At 65.4% G+C, this 16,446-nt stretch carries 17 protein-coding genes and 1 tRNA gene; 9 read left to right on the forward strand and 9 right to left on the reverse strand.

Going from position 1 to position 16,446, the window contains the following annotated elements; translation table 11 throughout:
• Nucleotides 1-381: 381 nt before the first annotated feature.
• The gene (locus ASF77_RS08095; protein WP_082493661.1) at nt 382-1,380 is read right to left on the reverse strand and encodes a LysR family transcriptional regulator; all 999 of its coding nucleotides are present in this window, start codon (nt 1,378-1,380) and stop codon (nt 382-384) included.
• A gap of 170 nt (nt 1,381-1,550) precedes the next feature.
• On the opposite strand from ASF77_RS08095, the gene ASF77_RS08100 reads away from it, so the two are divergent.
• From ASF77_RS08100 to ASF77_RS08115, 4 genes are all read left to right on the forward strand, one after another.
• Nucleotides 1,551-2,642: an alkene reductase gene (locus ASF77_RS08100; RefSeq protein ID WP_056337528.1), complete on the forward strand. Its 1,092-nt coding sequence runs from the start codon at nt 1,551-1,553 to the stop codon at nt 2,640-2,642.
• 95 nt (nt 2,643-2,737) lie between these two features.
• Nucleotides 2,738-2,950: a ParD-like family protein gene (locus tag ASF77_RS08105; RefSeq protein WP_056337418.1), complete on the forward strand. Its 213-nt coding sequence runs from the start codon at nt 2,738-2,740 to the stop codon at nt 2,948-2,950.
• A complete protein-coding gene (gene map, locus ASF77_RS08110) occupies nt 2,947-3,723 on the forward strand; it encodes a type I methionyl aminopeptidase (protein WP_056337422.1) in 777 nt (258 codons plus the stop codon). The genes ASF77_RS08105 and map overlap by 4 nt, the downstream gene beginning before the upstream one ends.
• Before the next feature lie 197 nt (nt 3,724-3,920).
• Nucleotides 3,921-5,078: a branched-chain amino acid ABC transporter substrate-binding protein gene (locus ASF77_RS08115; RefSeq protein WP_056337424.1), complete on the forward strand. Its 1,158-nt coding sequence runs from the start codon at nt 3,921-3,923 to the stop codon at nt 5,076-5,078.
• Nucleotides 5,079-5,085: 7 nt separating this feature from the next.
• Here the strand turns inward: ASF77_RS08115 and ASF77_RS08120 are convergent, their stop codons facing one another.
• The 4 genes from ASF77_RS08120 to ASF77_RS23580 form a co-directional block, all read right to left on the reverse strand.
• Nucleotides 5,086-5,763, reverse strand: a complete 678-nt coding sequence (locus ASF77_RS08120; protein ID WP_056337428.1) for a type 1 glutamine amidotransferase domain-containing protein — start codon at nt 5,761-5,763, stop codon at nt 5,086-5,088.
• A 112-nt stretch (nt 5,764-5,875) separates the two neighbouring features.
• A complete protein-coding gene (locus tag ASF77_RS08125) occupies nt 5,876-6,856 on the reverse strand; it encodes a PEP-CTERM sorting domain-containing protein (RefSeq protein WP_056337431.1) in 981 nt (326 codons plus the stop codon).
• Between the two features lie 198 nt (nt 6,857-7,054).
• Nucleotides 7,055-9,355: a bifunctional diguanylate cyclase/phosphodiesterase gene (locus ASF77_RS08130; RefSeq protein WP_229445336.1), complete on the reverse strand. Its 2,301-nt coding sequence runs from the start codon at nt 9,353-9,355 to the stop codon at nt 7,055-7,057.
• A 160-nt stretch (nt 9,356-9,515) separates the two neighbouring features.
• Nucleotides 9,516-9,671 carry a DUF2256 domain-containing protein gene (locus ASF77_RS23580; protein WP_082493662.1) on the reverse strand — a complete coding sequence of 52 codons (156 nt, stop codon included), beginning with the start codon at nt 9,669-9,671 and terminating at the stop codon, nt 9,516-9,518.
• Between the two features lie 170 nt (nt 9,672-9,841).
• On the opposite strand from ASF77_RS23580, the gene ASF77_RS08135 reads away from it, so the two are divergent.
• Nucleotides 9,842-10,396: a hypothetical protein gene (locus tag ASF77_RS08135; RefSeq protein WP_056337434.1), complete on the forward strand. Its 555-nt coding sequence runs from the start codon at nt 9,842-9,844 to the stop codon at nt 10,394-10,396.
• Nucleotides 10,397-10,479: 83 nt separating this feature from the next.
• On the opposite strand, the gene ASF77_RS08140 is transcribed toward ASF77_RS08135, so the two are convergent.
• Nucleotides 10,480-10,555 (reverse strand) — tRNA-Phe (locus ASF77_RS08140).
• Nucleotides 10,556-10,681: 126 nt separating this feature from the next.
• The gene (locus ASF77_RS08145) at nt 10,682-11,677 is read right to left on the reverse strand and encodes an AraC family transcriptional regulator (protein ID WP_056337437.1); all 996 of its coding nucleotides are present in this window, start codon (nt 11,675-11,677) and stop codon (nt 10,682-10,684) included.
• Nucleotides 11,678-11,795: 118 nt separating this feature from the next.
• Here ASF77_RS08145 and ASF77_RS08150 point away from each other — a divergent pair, with 118 nt between their 5' ends.
• On the forward strand, nt 11,796-12,659 hold the full coding sequence (locus tag ASF77_RS08150; RefSeq protein WP_056337440.1) for a class I SAM-dependent methyltransferase: 864 nt from the start codon (nt 11,796-11,798) through the stop codon (nt 12,657-12,659).
• 91 nt (nt 12,660-12,750) lie between these two features.
• Here ASF77_RS08150 and uvsE read toward each other — a convergent pair whose 3' ends face one another.
• On the reverse strand, nt 12,751-13,662 hold the full coding sequence (gene uvsE, locus ASF77_RS08155) for a UV DNA damage repair endonuclease UvsE (protein WP_056337443.1): 912 nt from the start codon (nt 13,660-13,662) through the stop codon (nt 12,751-12,753).
• 166 nt (nt 13,663-13,828) lie between these two features.
• Nucleotides 13,829-14,284 carry a fasciclin domain-containing protein gene (locus tag ASF77_RS08160; protein WP_056337446.1) on the reverse strand — a complete coding sequence of 152 codons (456 nt, stop codon included), beginning with the start codon at nt 14,282-14,284 and terminating at the stop codon, nt 13,829-13,831.
• 136 nt (nt 14,285-14,420) lie between these two features.
• Here ASF77_RS08160 and ASF77_RS08165 point away from each other — a divergent pair, with 136 nt between their 5' ends.
• The 3 genes from ASF77_RS08165 to ASF77_RS08175 all read left to right on the forward strand — a co-directional run bounded on the left by ASF77_RS08165 (nt 14,421) and on the right by ASF77_RS08175 (nt 16,311).
• Nucleotides 14,421-15,383 (forward strand): MerR family transcriptional regulator, encoded by a 963-nt coding sequence (locus tag ASF77_RS08165; protein WP_056337448.1) that lies wholly within the window; start codon nt 14,421-14,423, stop codon nt 15,381-15,383.
• A gap of 65 nt (nt 15,384-15,448) precedes the next feature.
• Nucleotides 15,449-15,985 carry a DUF2058 domain-containing protein gene (locus tag ASF77_RS08170; RefSeq protein WP_056337451.1) on the forward strand — a complete coding sequence of 179 codons (537 nt, stop codon included), beginning with the start codon at nt 15,449-15,451 and terminating at the stop codon, nt 15,983-15,985.
• A gap of 116 nt (nt 15,986-16,101) precedes the next feature.
• Nucleotides 16,102-16,311 (forward strand): DUF2945 domain-containing protein, encoded by a 210-nt coding sequence (locus tag ASF77_RS08175; protein WP_056337454.1) that lies wholly within the window; start codon nt 16,102-16,104, stop codon nt 16,309-16,311.
• Nucleotides 16,312-16,446: the final 135 nt, after the last annotated feature.

A 16,446-nucleotide genomic window follows, 5' to 3' on the forward strand; every position in this document is an offset into this window, starting at 1 on the left:
TGCAATCTTGAATTCCTCTGTGTACCGCTTTCCACTCATACCTTCTCCTTGTGCCCGACATTATGGCTCAGGAGTGTCTACTGAACTCGTGGCGATTCAATATCCGCTATCACAGGCGAAGAAGCAAAGGATGCTCGGTTGTCTAAACCTAGTTTCATAATGCCGGTAGCAGTCGGATTCAAGGCAATGGGAGCACATCAATGTGTAACCGCGGACTATCTCATCCGTGGAGCCACTGGATGGCATATGGTGCATGTTCGACTTGTGCGGCGCATCGGCGGAAAGTGGGTTGCACAAGAGATTGTGCTAGATGAGCAGGAGATCCAATCATCTTGCTACGCTGATTAACTCCGTATTTCGCTACGCGGTGCCCCCTCTGATTTACGGTACCGATGGTTTTTGCGAGGCTGGTTCAACCGCATAACTTCCCCCCAGCTTCCCCAATGCCTCATGCGGCGCCCCCTCATCCGCCAGCATCGGCGAAATATCCGGATCACGAGCAAATTCGTCCGCGAAGAAGGACACGAAATGGCTGATCTTCAGCGAGGGCCGGCGCGCCGGCTGGAAGACGACGTTCAGCGGTAGCGGCGGTAGCCGGTATTGCGTCAGGATCGGCTTCACGCGCCCGGCGCGGATGTCGTCACCGTACACCCACTGCGGCGTGTAGCAGATGCCGAGGCCCTCGACCACGGCCTGGCGGATGGCTTCGGAACTGTTCGATTGCAGATGGCCGCCGACGCGTACCGTGTGCTGGGCGCCGTCCTCGTCCTGGAAGTTCCACTCGTTGACGTTGGCGAGGCCCGTGTAGACGATGCACTGGTGCCGCGCCAGCTCGCTTGGCGCGCGCGGCTCGCCGTGGCGCGCCAGGTAGTCGGGGGAGGCGAGCAGGGCGCGGTGGGCGGTGCCGATGCGGCGCGCGATCAGGCGGCTGTCCTTCAGTTCGCCGACGCGGAAGGCGACGTCGATGCCGCCCACGACCAGGTCGACGAAGCTGTCGTCGAGCTGCAGGTCGATTTTCAGCTGCGGATAGCGCGCGAAAAAGGCGCCGAGGCGCGGCACGATGTGCAGGCGGCCGAAGGAGACCGGGGCCGCCACCCGCAGCACGCCCGAGATCTCGTTCTCGGTGCGCTGGATCTCGACCCGCGCTTCTTCCAGCGTGTCGAGCACCTGGCGGCAGCGCTCGTAATAGCGCTTGCCCGCTTCGGTCAGCGCATGGCTGCGCGTCGAACGCACCAGCAGTTTGGCGCCGAGCATGGTTTCCAGCGCCTGCACCTGCTTGCTGATGGCCGATTGGGTGCTGCGCTCCTCGCGCGCCACGGCCGAGAAGTTGCCGGTTTCGACCACCCGGACAAAGGTTTCCATCAAGCGCAGCCGATCCATAATCTCTCCATCCATTCCGTTCAGGAATAGATCTTATCATTCGTGCGGCCTACCCACAGGCGGCAGGAATACTTATAGTGCTCACTGTCGTGGCCGCCGGCGCCCGCTTTGACATTGCGAAGCGACCGGCGGCCCACCATTTCCCAGCATTCAACCAGAACGGATCGAACATGACGCACAAACTCTTTCAGCCCACCCGTATCGGCGACATCGAGGTTGCCAACCGTGTCGTGATGGCGCCGCTGACCCGCAGCCGCGCCGACGAGGCCGCCGGCGACATTCCAGGCAGCCCGATGAACGTCGAGTACTACCGCCAGCGCAGCAATGCCGGCCTGATCATCAGCGAAGGCACGCAAGTCTCGCCGGTCGGCAAGGGCTATATGGCGACGCCGGGCATCTATTCGGACGAGCAGGTCGAAGGCTGGAAGCCGATCACCCAGGCCGTGCACGAGGCCGGCTCGAAGATTGTCGCCCAGATCTGGCACGTGGGCCGCGTGACCCACCCGAACCTGACCGGCGGCGTGCAGCCGATCGCCCCGTCGGCCGTGGCCGCGAAAGTGACCGCCTACACCCACGCCGGCAAGGTCGAGGCACCGGAACCGCGCGCCCTGACGGTCGACGAGATCAAGGAGGTTGTCGCCGAATACCGCCGCGGCGCCGCCAACGCGATCCGCGCCGGCTTCGACGGCATTGAACTGCATGGCGCCAACGGCTACCTGATCGACCAGTTCCTGCGCGACGGCGCCAACAAGCGCACCGACGAATACGGCGGCTCGATCGAGAACCGCGCCCGCTTCGCACTCGAGGTGGTGGACGCGGTGGTGGCCGAGATCGGCGCCGGCCGCGTCGGCATCCGCCTGTCGCCGGTGACGCCGGCCAACGACCTGGCCGACAGCAATCCGCAAGCCGTGTTCGGCTACCTGGTCGAGGAACTGAACAAGCGCGGCATCGCCTTCATTCACTTCGTCGAAGGCGCTACCGGCGGCCCGCGCGATATTCCCGGCTTCGATTTCGCCTGGGCGCGCCAGGCTTTCAAGGGCACCTATATCGCCAACAACGGCTACGACCGCGAGATGGCGCTGGACGCCGTCGAGTCGGGCCGCGCCGATGCGGTCGCCTTTGGCCGCGCCTACATCGCCAACCCGGATCTGGTGCAGCGCCTCAAATTGAACGCGCCGTGGAACAAGCCGAACCCGCAGACCTTCTATGTGCCGGGCGAAGCAGGGTATATCGACTACCCGACGCTGGATCAGGCGGCATAAGTCCTTTGCGCTGAAACAAGAAAGCCAACCTGCGGGTTGGCTTTTTTTATATGCGGCGTATACAATCAATATACGTTTCGTATATGGAGAATCTCATGGGCATCGTGAACATCGAAGAAGAACTGCACGACCAGCTGCGCCGCGCGACCAAGGTCTCCTGCCGCTCGATCAACGCGCAGGCGGCGTTCTGGATCAAGGTCGGCATGCTTTGCGAGACCAATCCGACGCTCAGCTTCAACGAGATCATGGAGCGCGAATTGAGTTCGGCCGGGGTCTCGGCGCAATCCCTGGCCTTGAGCGCGGCATGACCAAGACCCCGGAAGAGCTGGCCCTGATGGCCGAATCTGGCCGCCTGCTGGCCTCGGTCTTCGGCATGCTCGACCGCACCGCCTTGAGCGGCATGTCGACCCTGCAGATCGACACTTTAGTTGAGCGCTTCATCGTCGATGAGCTGCAATCGCGGCCGGCCAGCAAGGGGCAATACGGTTACGGTTTCGTGCTGAACTGCTCGGTGAACGAGGTCGTCTGCCACGGCGTGCCCTCGGCGGGGCAGGTGCTGAAGGGGGGCGATATCGTCAACCTCGACATCACGCTGGAGAAGAACGGCTATATCGCCGACTCCAGCAAGACCTACCTGATCGGCGAAGTGGATGTGCGCGCGAAGCGCCTGGTGCAGACCACGTACGAGGCCATGTGGAAGGGCATCCGCGCCGTGCGTCCGGGCGCGCGCCTGGGCGACATCGGCTATGCGATCGAACGCCACGCCAAGCGCAACGGCTATTCGGTCGTGCGCGAATACTGCGGCCACGGCATCGGCCGCGAGATGCACGAGGAGCCGCAGATCCTGCACTTCGGCACCCGGAACACCGGCCTCGTCCTGCGCGAAGGCATGGTCTTCACGATCGAGCCGATGCTGAACGCGGGCGGGCGCAGCGTGCGCACCGAGGCCGACGGCTGGACGGTGGTGACGCGCGACGGTTCGCTCTCGGCCCAGTTCGAACACACGGTGGCGGTAACGAAGAACGGGGTTGCCGTGCTGACCCTGCGCCCCGAAGAACAAGGCGTGCTGGCCGCTGCCTGAGCGTTGACGGGTTCGTAGGGTGGACTCCCGAGTCCACGGCCTTTCCCGGGCAAACCTCCGGCGCCTCTCGACATGCACACCTAAAAGCCGTGGACTCGGGAGTCCACCCTACAAAAGCGGGGCGGGCGCACGATTGCATTTTCGGCAAGGTACAGCGCGGCAGTACAATCGGGCGCACCGTCCACGGAAAACCCGCCATGCATAAGCACCTGATCGCCGCCGTCTCCCTGCTCGCCCTGACAACGTCGCCTTCCATCCATGCCCAGCCGGCCGCCAAAACCGTGCAAATCAAGATCGGCACCGCCTCGCCGCTGTCGGGCACCGGCGCGCACCAGGGCAAGGACATCGAGAACGGCGCGCGCATGGCGATCGACGAGCTGAACGCGAAGGGGATCGTGCTCGGCGGGAACAAGGTGCAGTGGGTCTTGCAGCCGGAAGACGACGCCGCCGATCCGAAGACCGGGGCGGCGGTCGCGCAAAAGCTGGTCGACGCCAAGGTGGCGGCCGTGGTCGGCCACCTCAATTCAGGAACGACGGTGCCGGCCTCGAAGATCTACGCGAATGCCGGCATTCCGCAGATTTCGCCCGCCGCCACCACGCCGCTCTACACCAATCAGGGCTACAAGACGGCCTTCCGCGTCGTCGCCAACGACAACCTGGTCGGGCGCACGCTGGCCACCTATTCAATCGGAACCTTAAAAGCGAAGAAGATCGCCGTGATCGACGACCGCACCGCCTTCGGCCAGGGCCTGGCCGACGAATTCGTCAAGGGCGTGCGCGCCTCGCGTGGGGCCGCGAGCGTGGTCAGCCGCCAGTTCACCAACGACAAGGCGACCGACTTCAATGCGATTCTCACCCAGATCCGTGCGCGCGATCCGGACGTGATTTTCTATGGCGGCATGGATGCCGTGGCCGGCCCGATGCTGAAACAAATGAAGGCGCTCGGCCTGCGCGCCAAGCTGGTGTCGGGCGACGGCGTCTGCTCGGAAAAGATGCCGCTGCTCGCCGGCGACGCCCTGGTCGACGACAAGGTCTATTGCGTGGTCGCGGGCGGCGTCGGCGCCGAGCAGGAAGCCGGCCTGAACGCGTTTACCCAGCGCTACGAGGGACGCTTCAAGATTCCGCTGCAAACCTATGCGCCTTACGCCTACGATGCGGTGATGGTGTTCGCGAAAGCGATGCAGACGGCGAATTCGGGCGACCCGAAACGCTTCCTGCCGGCGCTGGCCGCCGTCCAGCACGAGGGCGTGACCGGCCGCATCGCCTTCGATCCGAAGGGCGACCTCAAGAATGCCGCCCTGACCCTGTATACCTTCCGCAAGGGGCAGAAGGTGAAGTTGGCCGTGCTGCGCTAGACGAAAGTCAGCGCAGCAGCTTCAGCAGCGCCTCGGCCGCCGCTTCCGACGAGGCCGGATTCTGGCCGGTGACCAGCAAGCCATCGGTGATCGCATACGGCTGCCAGTCGGCCACCTTCGAATAGTCGCCGCCGTTTTCCTTGAGCATGTCTTCGACCAGGAAGGGGACGACCTGCGTCAGCCCGACCGCTTCCTCTTCGGTGTTCGTAAAACCGGTCAGGCGCTTGCCGCTCACCAGCGGCTTGCCGTCGGCCGCTTTCGCATGGCGCAGCACGCCCGGCGCGTGGCAGACGAGGGCCACCGGCTTGTTCGCGGCGAGCATCGCTTCGATCAGCGCGATCGAGCTCTTGTCCTCGGCCAGATCCCAGAGCGGGCCGTGGCCGCCCGGATAAAAGACGGCGTCGAAGCTATCCGCCGACACGTCGGCGAGCCGGCCGGTGGAAGCCAGCGCCGCCTGGGCTGCCGGATCGGCCTTGAAGCGCCGGGTTGCCTCGGTCTGCGCGTCCGGCGCATCGCTTTTCGGATCGAGCGGCGGCTGGCCGCCCCCGGGCGAGACCAGGGTCAGCTGCGCACCCGCATCCTTGAGCAGGTAGTACGGCGCGGCGAATTCCTCGAGCCAGAAGCCGGTCTTCTTGCCGGTGTCGCCCAGCCGGTCGTGCGAGGTCAGTACCATCAGAATGTTCATGTCGCTTTCCTGTGAAGTCCTTGTCGAACGATTACTCTAGCAAACCCGCGCGATTGCGATCGCGCGGGTCGATCCAGCGGCAAGCGTGTACCGGCAAGCGCGGCGCGCGGCCTCAGGCGCGCACGCCGGCCCGGGCGCGGCGGCGTGCCGCGAACATCAGCCCGCCCAGGGTGGCGAACAGGGCGGCCATGCCCGGCTCGGGCACCTCTTCCGCGTCGAGCTGGGCCGCGGCAAAGGCTTGCAGGGCGAGCGCCGTGTTCACGTCGATGCCGAGTTCGCGCGCGGAGTATTCGTTGCCGCCCAGCGAGCGCGGATCGAGTCCGGTGACGCTGCCGAAGATGGTCAGGGCTTCCAGGTAGTAGCCGTAGACGCTGCCGTGGTAGGAATCCGGCGCCCACAGGTTGATCTGGCCGGCGCCGATGCCGTCGTACGGGTTGGCGTCGGCCAGGCCGCCGGCAATCGCCCGGTTCCAGGCCTCGCCGACCGGGATCACGCCGTTGATGTGGTCTGACGCCGCATCGGCCGCGTCGTAGCCGGCGCGCACGTCCAGCGCCATCGCGTAGATCGGGTCGCCGTACCAGGGGCTGCTGGTATTCCGGTAGGTGAGGTCGGCGCGCGACCAGGTCGCGGTCAGGCGCACGTCCACGTTCGGATTCTGGGCGTAAAGGGCGTCGGCCAGCAGGCCGGAATAGCGGATCAGCGTGGCCGGATCGCCGGGACGGCTGGCGTCGAGGGTGCTGTAGCTTTGCAGGACGACCGTGTCGAAGGGTTTGACGATGGTGCTGTACTTGCTGTTGTAGTGGTAGTCGAGTCCGGAACCGCCGCGGGTTTCCAGGCTGACGTCATAGTTCAGGCCGGCCTGCAGCGTCATCGCCTTGAACAATGCCGGCACGCCGCCGATGTTGCTGCCGTTCAGGTCGGTGACCGTGCCCGGCCGGTAGGCCTGGACTGTGGGCGGCTGTGCGCCGGCCGGGTCGCCGTAGGTAAAGCTGTTACCGACAAACAGGATGGTGCTGGCCGATGCCGGCAGGGCGATGCTGCCTAGGAGGAGGGTGGCGAGCAGGGTGCGGCGCAAGTTGCGAGGAAAATGCATGTCGTCTCCAGTCTGATTGTGAGTGCACAAGCGGGGTGTGTGCGGACATGGAGTAAGCAAGTCGTATGCCTCGTCTCTTCATTACTGAAGAATCAGGCGCTTAGCGTTCGGGCTGCCGATGTGCCGGGCGGCGGTGTAAGAAACGCTGACAGCGTTTGTTTTGCAGTGCGAATCTCGCGCCGGGAATCGTGCCTGACTTCAGGCGGCCAGTGCCGCGGGCGTGTGCAGGCCGGCCAGCACCTGTTCGAGCGGCTGCGGACGGGCGAACAGATAGCCCTGCATGGTCGGGCAGCCGTTGGCGGCGAGGAAATCGGCCTGTTCGCGCGTCTCGACCCCTTCGGCCACGACGCGCAGGCGCAGGTGCGCGGCCATGGCCAGGATCGAGCAGACGATGGCGTCGCCGTCGCCGTTATCCGGCGTATCGCGGATGAAGCTTTTATCGATCTTGAGTTCATACAGCGGCATGCGTTTCAAATAGCCCAGGTTCGAGTAGCCGGTGCCGAAATCGTCGATCGAAAAACGAATGCCGAGCGCGGCCAGCGCGTGCATGCGCGCGATCGTCGCGTCGCGGTCCTTGATCAGGTGGCCCTCGGTCAGTTCCAGGATCAGCTGGTCGGCCGGCACGCCGGTCTGCGCCAGCACAGCGCTTACCTGCGCGACGAAATCGGCCTGGCCGAACTGCAGCGGGCTGACGTTCACCGACAGCGGCAGCGGGTGGCCGGCGGCCTGCAATTGCAGCCAGGCCAGGCAGGTCTGGTGCAGGGCCCAATGGCCTAGCGGGACGATCAAGCCGCTCGCTTCGGCAATCGGAATGAACACGTCCGGCGGCACGAAGCGGCCGTCGGCGCGGCGCCAGCGCATCAGCATCTCGGCGCCGGTGGGGCGGCCGGCGGCGTCGCATTGCAGCTGCAGATACAGGGCCAGTTCGCCGCGTCCGATGGCGCCGGCCAGGTCGCGCTCCAGGGTCAGGCGCTGCTCGACTTCGGCGCGCATGGTCGCTTCGAACAGGGCCACGCCGTTGCGGCCGCGCGCCTTGGCGTGGTACATGGCGGTGTCGGCTTCGCGCAGCAGGTCGTGCGCGCTCCCGCCGCTCGGCGCCAGCAGGGTCACACCCAGGCTGGCCGAGGCGTTGTAGCGGTTGCCGTCAATGTCGACCGCCTCCAGCAGCGCATGGCGCAGGCGGTCGGCGCCGGCCAATGCGGCTGCGGTGGCACTGGCCTGTTCGCTGCCGATATGCGGCAGCAGCACGACGAATTCGTCGCCGCCGATGCGCGCCACCGTGTCGTGCGGCCCCATCAAACCGAGCAGGCGCGTGGCGACGCTGCGCAGCAGGGCGTCGCCGGTGGCGTGGCCGCGGGCGTCGTTGACGAACTTGAAGTGATCGAGGTCGATGAAGACGACGGCGCCCCAGTCCTGGCCGGCCTGCGCCTCGGCCAGCAGCACGTCGAGCCGCTCGAGCAGGAAGCGCCGGTTCGGCAGGTCGGTGAGCACGTCGTAGTACGCCAGCCGGTGGATGGCGGTGGCCGCCTTCTTGCGCTCGCCGATGTCGCGTGCGACCACCACCCAGTGCGTGTGGGCGCCGGCTTCGTCGAGAAAGGGCACGAACTCGATCTCGACCCAGCAGGGCAGGCCATTGCTGGTATAGGCCACGATCTCGGCGCTGGCCGCTTCGCCGCGCCCCATGGCGGCGACGATCCGGTTCGACACGGCGGGATCGGTCTCGGCGCCGTTAAACATCAGCATGCTGCGCCCGAGTACCGCTTCACGCGCGTAACCGGTGCGGCGCACGAAGGCGTCGTTGGCGAAGATGATCGGCCAGGCGACGCCCTCGCTGCCGTTGGTGCCGGCGATCAGCACCATGTCGTTGAGCTGGGCGACGGCGGCCGCGGTCAATTTCAGTTCGGCGTTCAGGTTGTGCAGGGCGTCCTTGCCTTCTTCCAGCGACTGCGCCACGCCGTGCAGGTGGCCGAGCGAGGACGTCAATTTTTGCAGCAGGGTGCTGCAGGACACCGTAATCAGGGCGCCGACGAAGAGGAAATTGAGCGCGATCGTCCACGCCGGCAGCAGGGGCGCGCCCGCCGTTGGATCGACGCCGGCCTTGATGTAGCCGGCGGCGCCCAGGAGCAGGATCAGCAGGCTGCTGGCGCCGAGCGCGGCCAGCGCCGGGCGCCGCCCCAGCAGCACCGCAGCGAAGACGGGCGGCGCGATCAGGTACAGTTCGGCCACCTGGCCGACGTTGACGATCATTCCCGCCGAGACGAGGAAGACGATGGCGATGAAGTTATAAACCCGCACGCGGTACGACCAGCTGCGCAGGCGCCAGATCGCGACCAGCCAGCCGATGGCGACGACATCGACCACGATCAGCGACCACAGGCGCTGCTCGACGGCGAGCACGATGCTGGGAATGGCCGTGCCGATACCGAGCACGAGCACGATCGTCATCAGGCGGGAAAAGATATGGGCGCGCCAGTGCGCAATGTCGGTGAGGGGAGCCACGCGGAACCTTCGGTCGCAGAGGATGCGTTGATTGAGCGCATCATAAATTGCTGCAACGCATCACTATAACGGAAGACATTCGCTTTGTGGTCTGATCGCGGCGTAGTTGTTGTACCCGGTGTTGTACCCAAACATCGTTGCAAATGTTAACCGGAGTGGTCTAGCGCTCGTCCGCCGGCCGCGCCGCACGTCGGCAACGCTCGGAGCAATATTTGACCTGTTCCCAGTCGCGCTCCCACTTCTTGCGCCAAGTGAAAGGCAGGGCGCAGTGGGCGCAGGTCTTCACCGGCAGGTCGGATTTCTTGCGCATTTTCATGGGGCGATTCTAACGCCGAACCTCATGCGCCATCCGCCCGTCGTGCCATGACGGCGATACAACGGTCACAGCAGATAATCCTTCCAGCCGTGTATTGACGGGCGTAGTATCGTTGGCAGCTACACAATATTTCACATCCCGAATAACGTCCTCGACAAGAAGGGAGTGTCATGCCATTTTTCGATCCGACAGAAGAGGAAGAACGCAGTTTCCTGAGCGTCCTGCGGCACACGGTGCTCGAGGGGCCCTTGCAGCTGATGCGCTTCACCAGCGCCACGGCCAATCATGAGGCCGCCTACGGCAGGAAAGATAAAAAAACCGGCCTCTACGCTTCGTACTGGATGTACGCATCCGAAATCGAAGAACTGCTCGATGAGGCGACCGGTGCCGGGCCCTACGGAATGAAGATCATCAAGGAGGCCAGCAGCCGCTGGGCGATTTGCGACGACTGGAGCGACCTGGGCCACCTGTGGCTGATGACCATTCCGCCGGGCCGCACCTTGAATGCCTATTTTGGCTTCGCCAAGTTCCAGCCGAAAGTATCGCGCAAGACGCAGGAGGAGACGGGCCGCAAGACGACGAATAGCTACCCCGGCGGCTCGATCCAGCTCGTCGTACGCTTGAGCAACAATGAAGCGCGCTGGGTGACGGGGCCGCTTCGCACCGTGGATATGTCGTCGAAGAAGCTGCGCGCATTGCGTGCGGCGGGCGAAGGCAAGCGCTAGGGTAGCGCGCGAAACGGGCGCCAAAACAAAAACGCCGACCTGCAGAGGTCGGCGTTTTTGTTGATACTGCTTTTCTGAATTCTTGGTGGCCCGGGGCGGAATCGAACCACCGACACAAGGATTTTCAATCCTCTGCTCTACCAACTGAGCTACCAGGCCAAGGCGGCGAATTTTAGCATGAAGTTCTGTCTCGTCCATAATTTCTTGCGCTAAGTGCGCTTAACAGAACTGTCAGGGCAAGGCGCTGCAACGCAGCCATGGCGGTTTTGTCAGGCGCCCTATAACTCAGCCGGCGTGTTGCATGCGGCGCCAGCGCGCGGGCGAGGTGCCGGTGGCGCGCTTGAATGCGCGCGCGAAGGCCGCTTCCGATTCATAGCCCACTTCCAGCGCCACCGCGGCGACCGGCGCCCGGCTGGCGCGCAGCAGGCCGGCGGCCGCTTCCATGCGCCAGCGCGCCAGGTATTGCATCGGAGGCAGGCTCAGCAGACGCAGGAAGCGCGCGCAGAAGACCGAGCGCGACAGGCCGGCGGCGCGCGCCAGGTCGTCGATCGTCCAGGGGCGCGCCGGGGCACGGTGGATCAGCGCCAGCGCGCGTCCGATCTGGCCGTCGCGCAGGCCGGCCAGCCAGCCGGTGCTGCCGGCCGGCAGGCATTCCAGGTAGCGCCGCAGGGCGTCGATGAACATGGTTTCGCTGGCGCGTTCGAGCAGGGCGGCGGCGCCCGGCTGGCCGCGGTCGGCGCGCAGCGCCAGCTGGCCCAGTTCCGTGTGGGCGGCGGCGCTGCTCGAGGCCGGCAGGTGCAGCAGGCGCGGCAGGGCGTCGAGCAGGGGATTGAAAGGATGGCGGTCGCAGGAGAGAAAGCCGCAGACCAGTTCGGTGTCGCCGGGCTTGGCGTCCTCGCCCCAGGAGAATTCGTACTGCGAGTGGAACACGATCGGGATCGGTTTCGGCGCGTCGCGCGTGGCCGCCACCCAGCCGGGGTCGATCCGGGTCGGCTGCCGGGCCGGGTCGTTCGAGAGCACGTGGCCGTCGCCATGCGGCAGGATGACGACGTCGCCGGCGTGCATGCGCACCGGGTTCAGGCCAGCCACGCAGGCCCAGCCGTCGCCCTTGGTCAGCACGTGGTATTCCATCACGTGCTCGGCCTCGGGAAACAGCAGGCGGCCGAGTTCGCGCATCGGCGGCGCCTCGACCGACCACACCGCCGGGAAGCTGATCTGGTAGAAGACGGCGCCGCGCAGGCGCACCGAGCGCAGCACGTCGGAAAGGGTGTCCGTTTGCATGGCATTGCAGGATGCGCGGGCAAAACGCGCCGACGCCCGGTCAAGCGGAGTACTGCCGCGCACACCATACTGAAAATCTCGATCCGAAATTTCACTCTCGTAGCCGGAGGATGACACCATGGACAAAACTACGCAATCGACCCCGGCCGCCGCGACTGCCCGAGGCGCGGTGCAACCGGACTATGCCGCCATCAAGGCGCGCCAGCAGGCGGCCTGGGCCAGCGGCGACTTCGCCATCATCGGCGTGACTCTGCAGATCGTCGGCGAAACCCTGGCCGAGATAGCCGACATCCGCGCCGGCGAGACCGTCATCGACGTCGCCGCCGGCAACGGCAACGCCTCGCTGGCGGCGGCGCACCGGCTGGCGCGCGTCACCTCGACCGACTATGTGCCGGCCCTGATCGAGAAGGGCCGGGCGCGCGCCGCGGCCGAGGGCCTCGACATCGCCTTCCAGGTGGCCGACGCGGAAAGCCTGCCTTACCCGGACGGCAGCTTCGACGTCGCGCTGTCGACCTTCGGCGTGATGTTCGCGCCCGACCACGGACGCAGCGCCGGCGAACTGCTGCGTGTGATCCGCCCGGGCGGGCGCATCGGCCTGGCCAGCTGGACGCCCGACAGTTTCGTCGGCCAGCTGTTCAAGGTGATCGGCAAGGCGGTGCCGCCGCCGGCCGGCGTGATGTCGCCGCTGCTGTGGGGCACCGAGGCCTACCTGGGCGAACTGTTCGGCGACGCTGCCGCCGACATCCGCACGGCGCGCCGCCATTACGTGTTCCGCTATGCCTCGCCGGCGCACTGGCTGCAGGTGTTCCGCGATTTCTACGGGCCTGTGAATAAAGCCTTCGGTGCGCTCGACGGCCAGGGCCAGGCCCTGCTCGAGCGCGAGATCCTGGAGCTGCTCGAGCGCTTCAATACGGCCGACGGCGCTTCGCTGGTGGTGCCCTCGGAATACCTGGAGGCGGTGATCGTCAAGCGCAGCGCCTGACGGAAGGGGCAATAAGAAACCGGGCGGGTGACGCGCGTCATCCGCCCGGTGTCGTCTTGTGATGACGGTTTGCACCATTATGGTGCAAAATTCACAACGTCGCGTGACTGCCGCGAGGCGTTTCCAGTGATTTCAGCCAGGGACGCAGGCCGTCGATCGCCTCTTCCTTCGACTTCGCTTCGATCTCGATCCAGGGCGCCGTCGCGTAGCAGGACGGCATGGTATCGATCAGGTCGGCATGCTGGCGGTCGTTGAAACCGGTGCGTCCGTTCGAGATGTGCACCAACTGGTGCGCCGGCTCGGCCCAGGTCTCGCGCGCCTTCAGCAGCATCTCTTCCACGCTCGGATGGTCGTAGCTGGGCAGGTCTTCGTGGACGATGTGGTGGTGGGCATCGAACACCATCGGCACGCCGCTGCGCAGGCAGATGTCGTGGATCTCGGCGGCGCTGTACGAGTATTCGTCATTCTCCAGGCCGAGGCGGCAGCGGATCGCATCGGACAGCGCCGCGATGCTATTCACCAGGGCGTCGGCCCGGTTGGCCTTGCCGCCGTGGATTTCCAGCAGGGCCCAGGGCGAGCGCGGCTGGGCGAACAGATCCATGATGTCGGCATGCATCTGCAGGATGACGACGCTGTTGGCGACCACCTGCGGATTGTCCGAACTGAGCACCACGAACTGATCCGGATGCATCACCAGGCGGATGCCGGCGTCCAGCGCGCGCTTGCCGGAGCGCGCCAGGCTCGTCTCCAGCGTCTTTAAAATCGCCAGTCCTTCGGGCGTATCGGCGAAGGGAAAGATCGAGGAGGGCAGGCGGTAGAGCGAGATGCCGTTCTCGACGCAGTAACGCATGGCGGCGTCGAAGGTCTGCAGGTTGTCCCGATAAATGTCTTCCAGAATCTTGGCTTGGGCGTCAGGCGACTGCGCGTGCAGACGCGTGCGCGTGACGGTGCGGTAGCGGATCTCCTTGGAAGCAGTAATACAGACCAGGCCCAGGTGCGGCATGCGAAACCTCGCGTCAATAAGGGAAGAAAAAGTATATGCCGAAGCTTTCGATGCCCGGATTCAGTTGGCGCCCGGCATGAAGAGTGCGGCAAAAGCAAACGCCACCGCCGCTGCTTGCGGACACGGTGGCGTCGTGGGCTGGCGATACCGGGCAAGCGCCCGCGCCTTATTTCGGCATGATCACCGAATCGATCACGTGGATGACGCCATTGTCGGCGGCGATGTCGGTCTTGACGACTTGCGCCTTGTCGACCATGACCTTGCCGCCGGCGGCGCTGACCTGGAAGGAGCTGCCTTCGACGGTCTTGACCATGCCCGGCTTGACGTCGGCCGCCATTACCGAGCCTGGCACCACGTGGTAGGTCAGCACCTTGGTCAGCGCGGCCTTGTCTTTCAGCAGCGCGTCCAGCTTGGCCTTGGGAATCTTGGCGAACGCGGCATCGGTCGGCGCGAACACCGTGAACGGGCCCGGGCCCTTGAGCGTATCGACCAGGCCGGCCGCCTGTACCGCGGCGATCAGGGTATTGAAGCTACCGGCGGACTTGGCCGTATCGACGATGTCGGCCGCCTGGGACGAACCGATGGCCAGGGCGAGAGGAAGTGCAAGCAGGTACTTTTTCATGTGTGACTCCTGATGGGTAAGTAGCCCGTTCAACATTGAACCGGTATGCAGGATAATTTAAGCGCTATCGCGCGCTTTGTCTAAGATTTGTCGCTGTATAATCGGACATCAACGGGACAATGCCGAGACGATAACCATGAACCTACCGCAAAGAACTGAACCGGAACGCATCATGTACCGCAGCGGCGCCGCTGCCCGCCTGGCGGGCTTGCCGGTGGAAACCCTGCGCATCTGGGAGCGCCGCTACAGCCTGTCGGACGCCGAGCGATCCGAACACGGCCAGCGCCTGTATTCGGCCGAGCAGGTGGCGCGCCTGGGCTTGCTGAAACAGCTGGTCGACCAGGGCCATGCGATCGGCGTGCTGGCCGGGCTGGGGCGCGAACAGTTGCAGGCGATGCTGGCGGCCAGTGCGGGCGACGCGCGTCTGTCCACCGGCCCGGTGCGCATCGTGCTGGTCGGCGCGAGCCTGGCACGGCGCGTGGCGGCCGAGCGCCAGGGACTCGGACTGGAAGTGCGCGCCAGCTGCGCCCGGCTCGAGCAGGTGGCGGATCTGGCCGTGCCCAGCGGCGCCCAGGTGCTGGTGGTCGAACTGTCCGAGCTCGACGACAGCGTGCTGCCGCGCCTGGCAGCGGCGCGCGAGGCCGCCGGCGTCGCCGCCACCGTCGTGCTCTACCGCTTCTGCCCCAGCGCCACCATCCGCGCGCTGCGCTCGCTCGGCTGCCTGGTCGCGCGCGTGCCGGCCGACCTTGCCGAGCTGGGACTGCTGTGCCGTTCGGCCCTCGCGGGGCAGCGCCTGTCCTTGCAGGCCGTGCCTGCGCCGGCGGTGGCGCCGCCTCGCTTCGACGAGGAAGCGCTCGCCACCATCGCGGCCGCCGGCAACAGCCTCAGCTGCGAATGCCCGCGCCATCTGACCGACCTGCTGCTGATGGTGGGCAGCTTCGAACGCTACAGCGCCCAGTGCGCCAACCGCAATCCGGAAGACGCGCGCATCCATTCCCAGCTCGAATTGGCGGCGGGGCGGGCACGGATGGTGCTGGAAGAAGCCCTGACGGCGCTGGCCGTCGCCGACGGCCTGCCATTGCCGCGCAGCGTGACCTAAGGGGCACTGGTGGCGCAGCGCGCTCCTTGCTATGCTTCGCACATCGTATAGAAGGAGCGCCGATAATGGCATCGTTGCAGGATCAATTCTTGAAGGCCGGCCTGGTCAACAAGAACAAGGCAAAACAGCTTCAGCAGGACAAGAGCAAGCAGAAGAAGATCGAACGGCGCACCGGCACCGAGTCGATCGACGAGGCGAAACTCGCCGCCGCCGAGCTGCAGCGCAAGAACGCCGAGCGGGCGCGCGAAATGAACGCCCAGCGCGACGCCGCCGCCCAGCAGAAAGCCATCATGGCGCAGATCGTGCAGATGGTGCAGAAGAACCGCCAGAGCAAGGGCAATGGCGACGTCGCCTACAACTTCACGCACGGCAGCAAGATCGAGCGCATCCACGTCTCGGGCGCCGTGCAGGAGCACCTGATGGCGGGCCGCCTCGTCATCGTGCGCCTTGGCGACAGCACCGAGCTGGTGCCGCGCGTGATCGCCGACAAGATCGCCGAGCGCGACGCCTCGCTGGTGGTGCGCGTGAAGAAGACCGAGACCGCCGTCGAGGAGGACGATCCGTACGCGGCCTTCAAGATTCCGGACGACCTGATGTGGTAAGGCGTCGGCCTGCCGCCCGCGTCTTGGCGGGCGCGCGCCGTTCCGGATTTATGCGTAAATGATGGGATGGCGGCACGCCCGCCGCCCCTTACTTACCGCTTACTACGGAGCCCATCATGACGGACACATTCAAGGCCGGCGACAAGGTGCAATGGCATTCGCCGCAAGGCACGGTGCACGGTACGGTCAAGAAGAAGATCACCGCGCCCACCGAAATCAAGGGCCACCACGTGGCCGCCTCGAAAGAGAACCCCGAATACCTGGTCGTCAGCGACAAGACCGGGGCGGAGGCGGCGCACAAGGCGAGCGCGCTGAAAAAAGCGTAGACGCGGTGTTAGAGCGCTTAACAAAACTGTCAGGGCAAGGCGCAGCGCCGAAGACAGTACAAAGGTACGGCAAGGCGCTGCAACGCAGCCATGACAGTTTTGTTAGGTGCTCTTAAGATGCGCTTCATGTACGCG

It is taken from the genome of Massilia sp. Leaf139, from assembly GCF_001424165.1.
Lineage (GTDB): Bacteria > Pseudomonadota > Gammaproteobacteria > Burkholderiales > Burkholderiaceae_D > Telluria.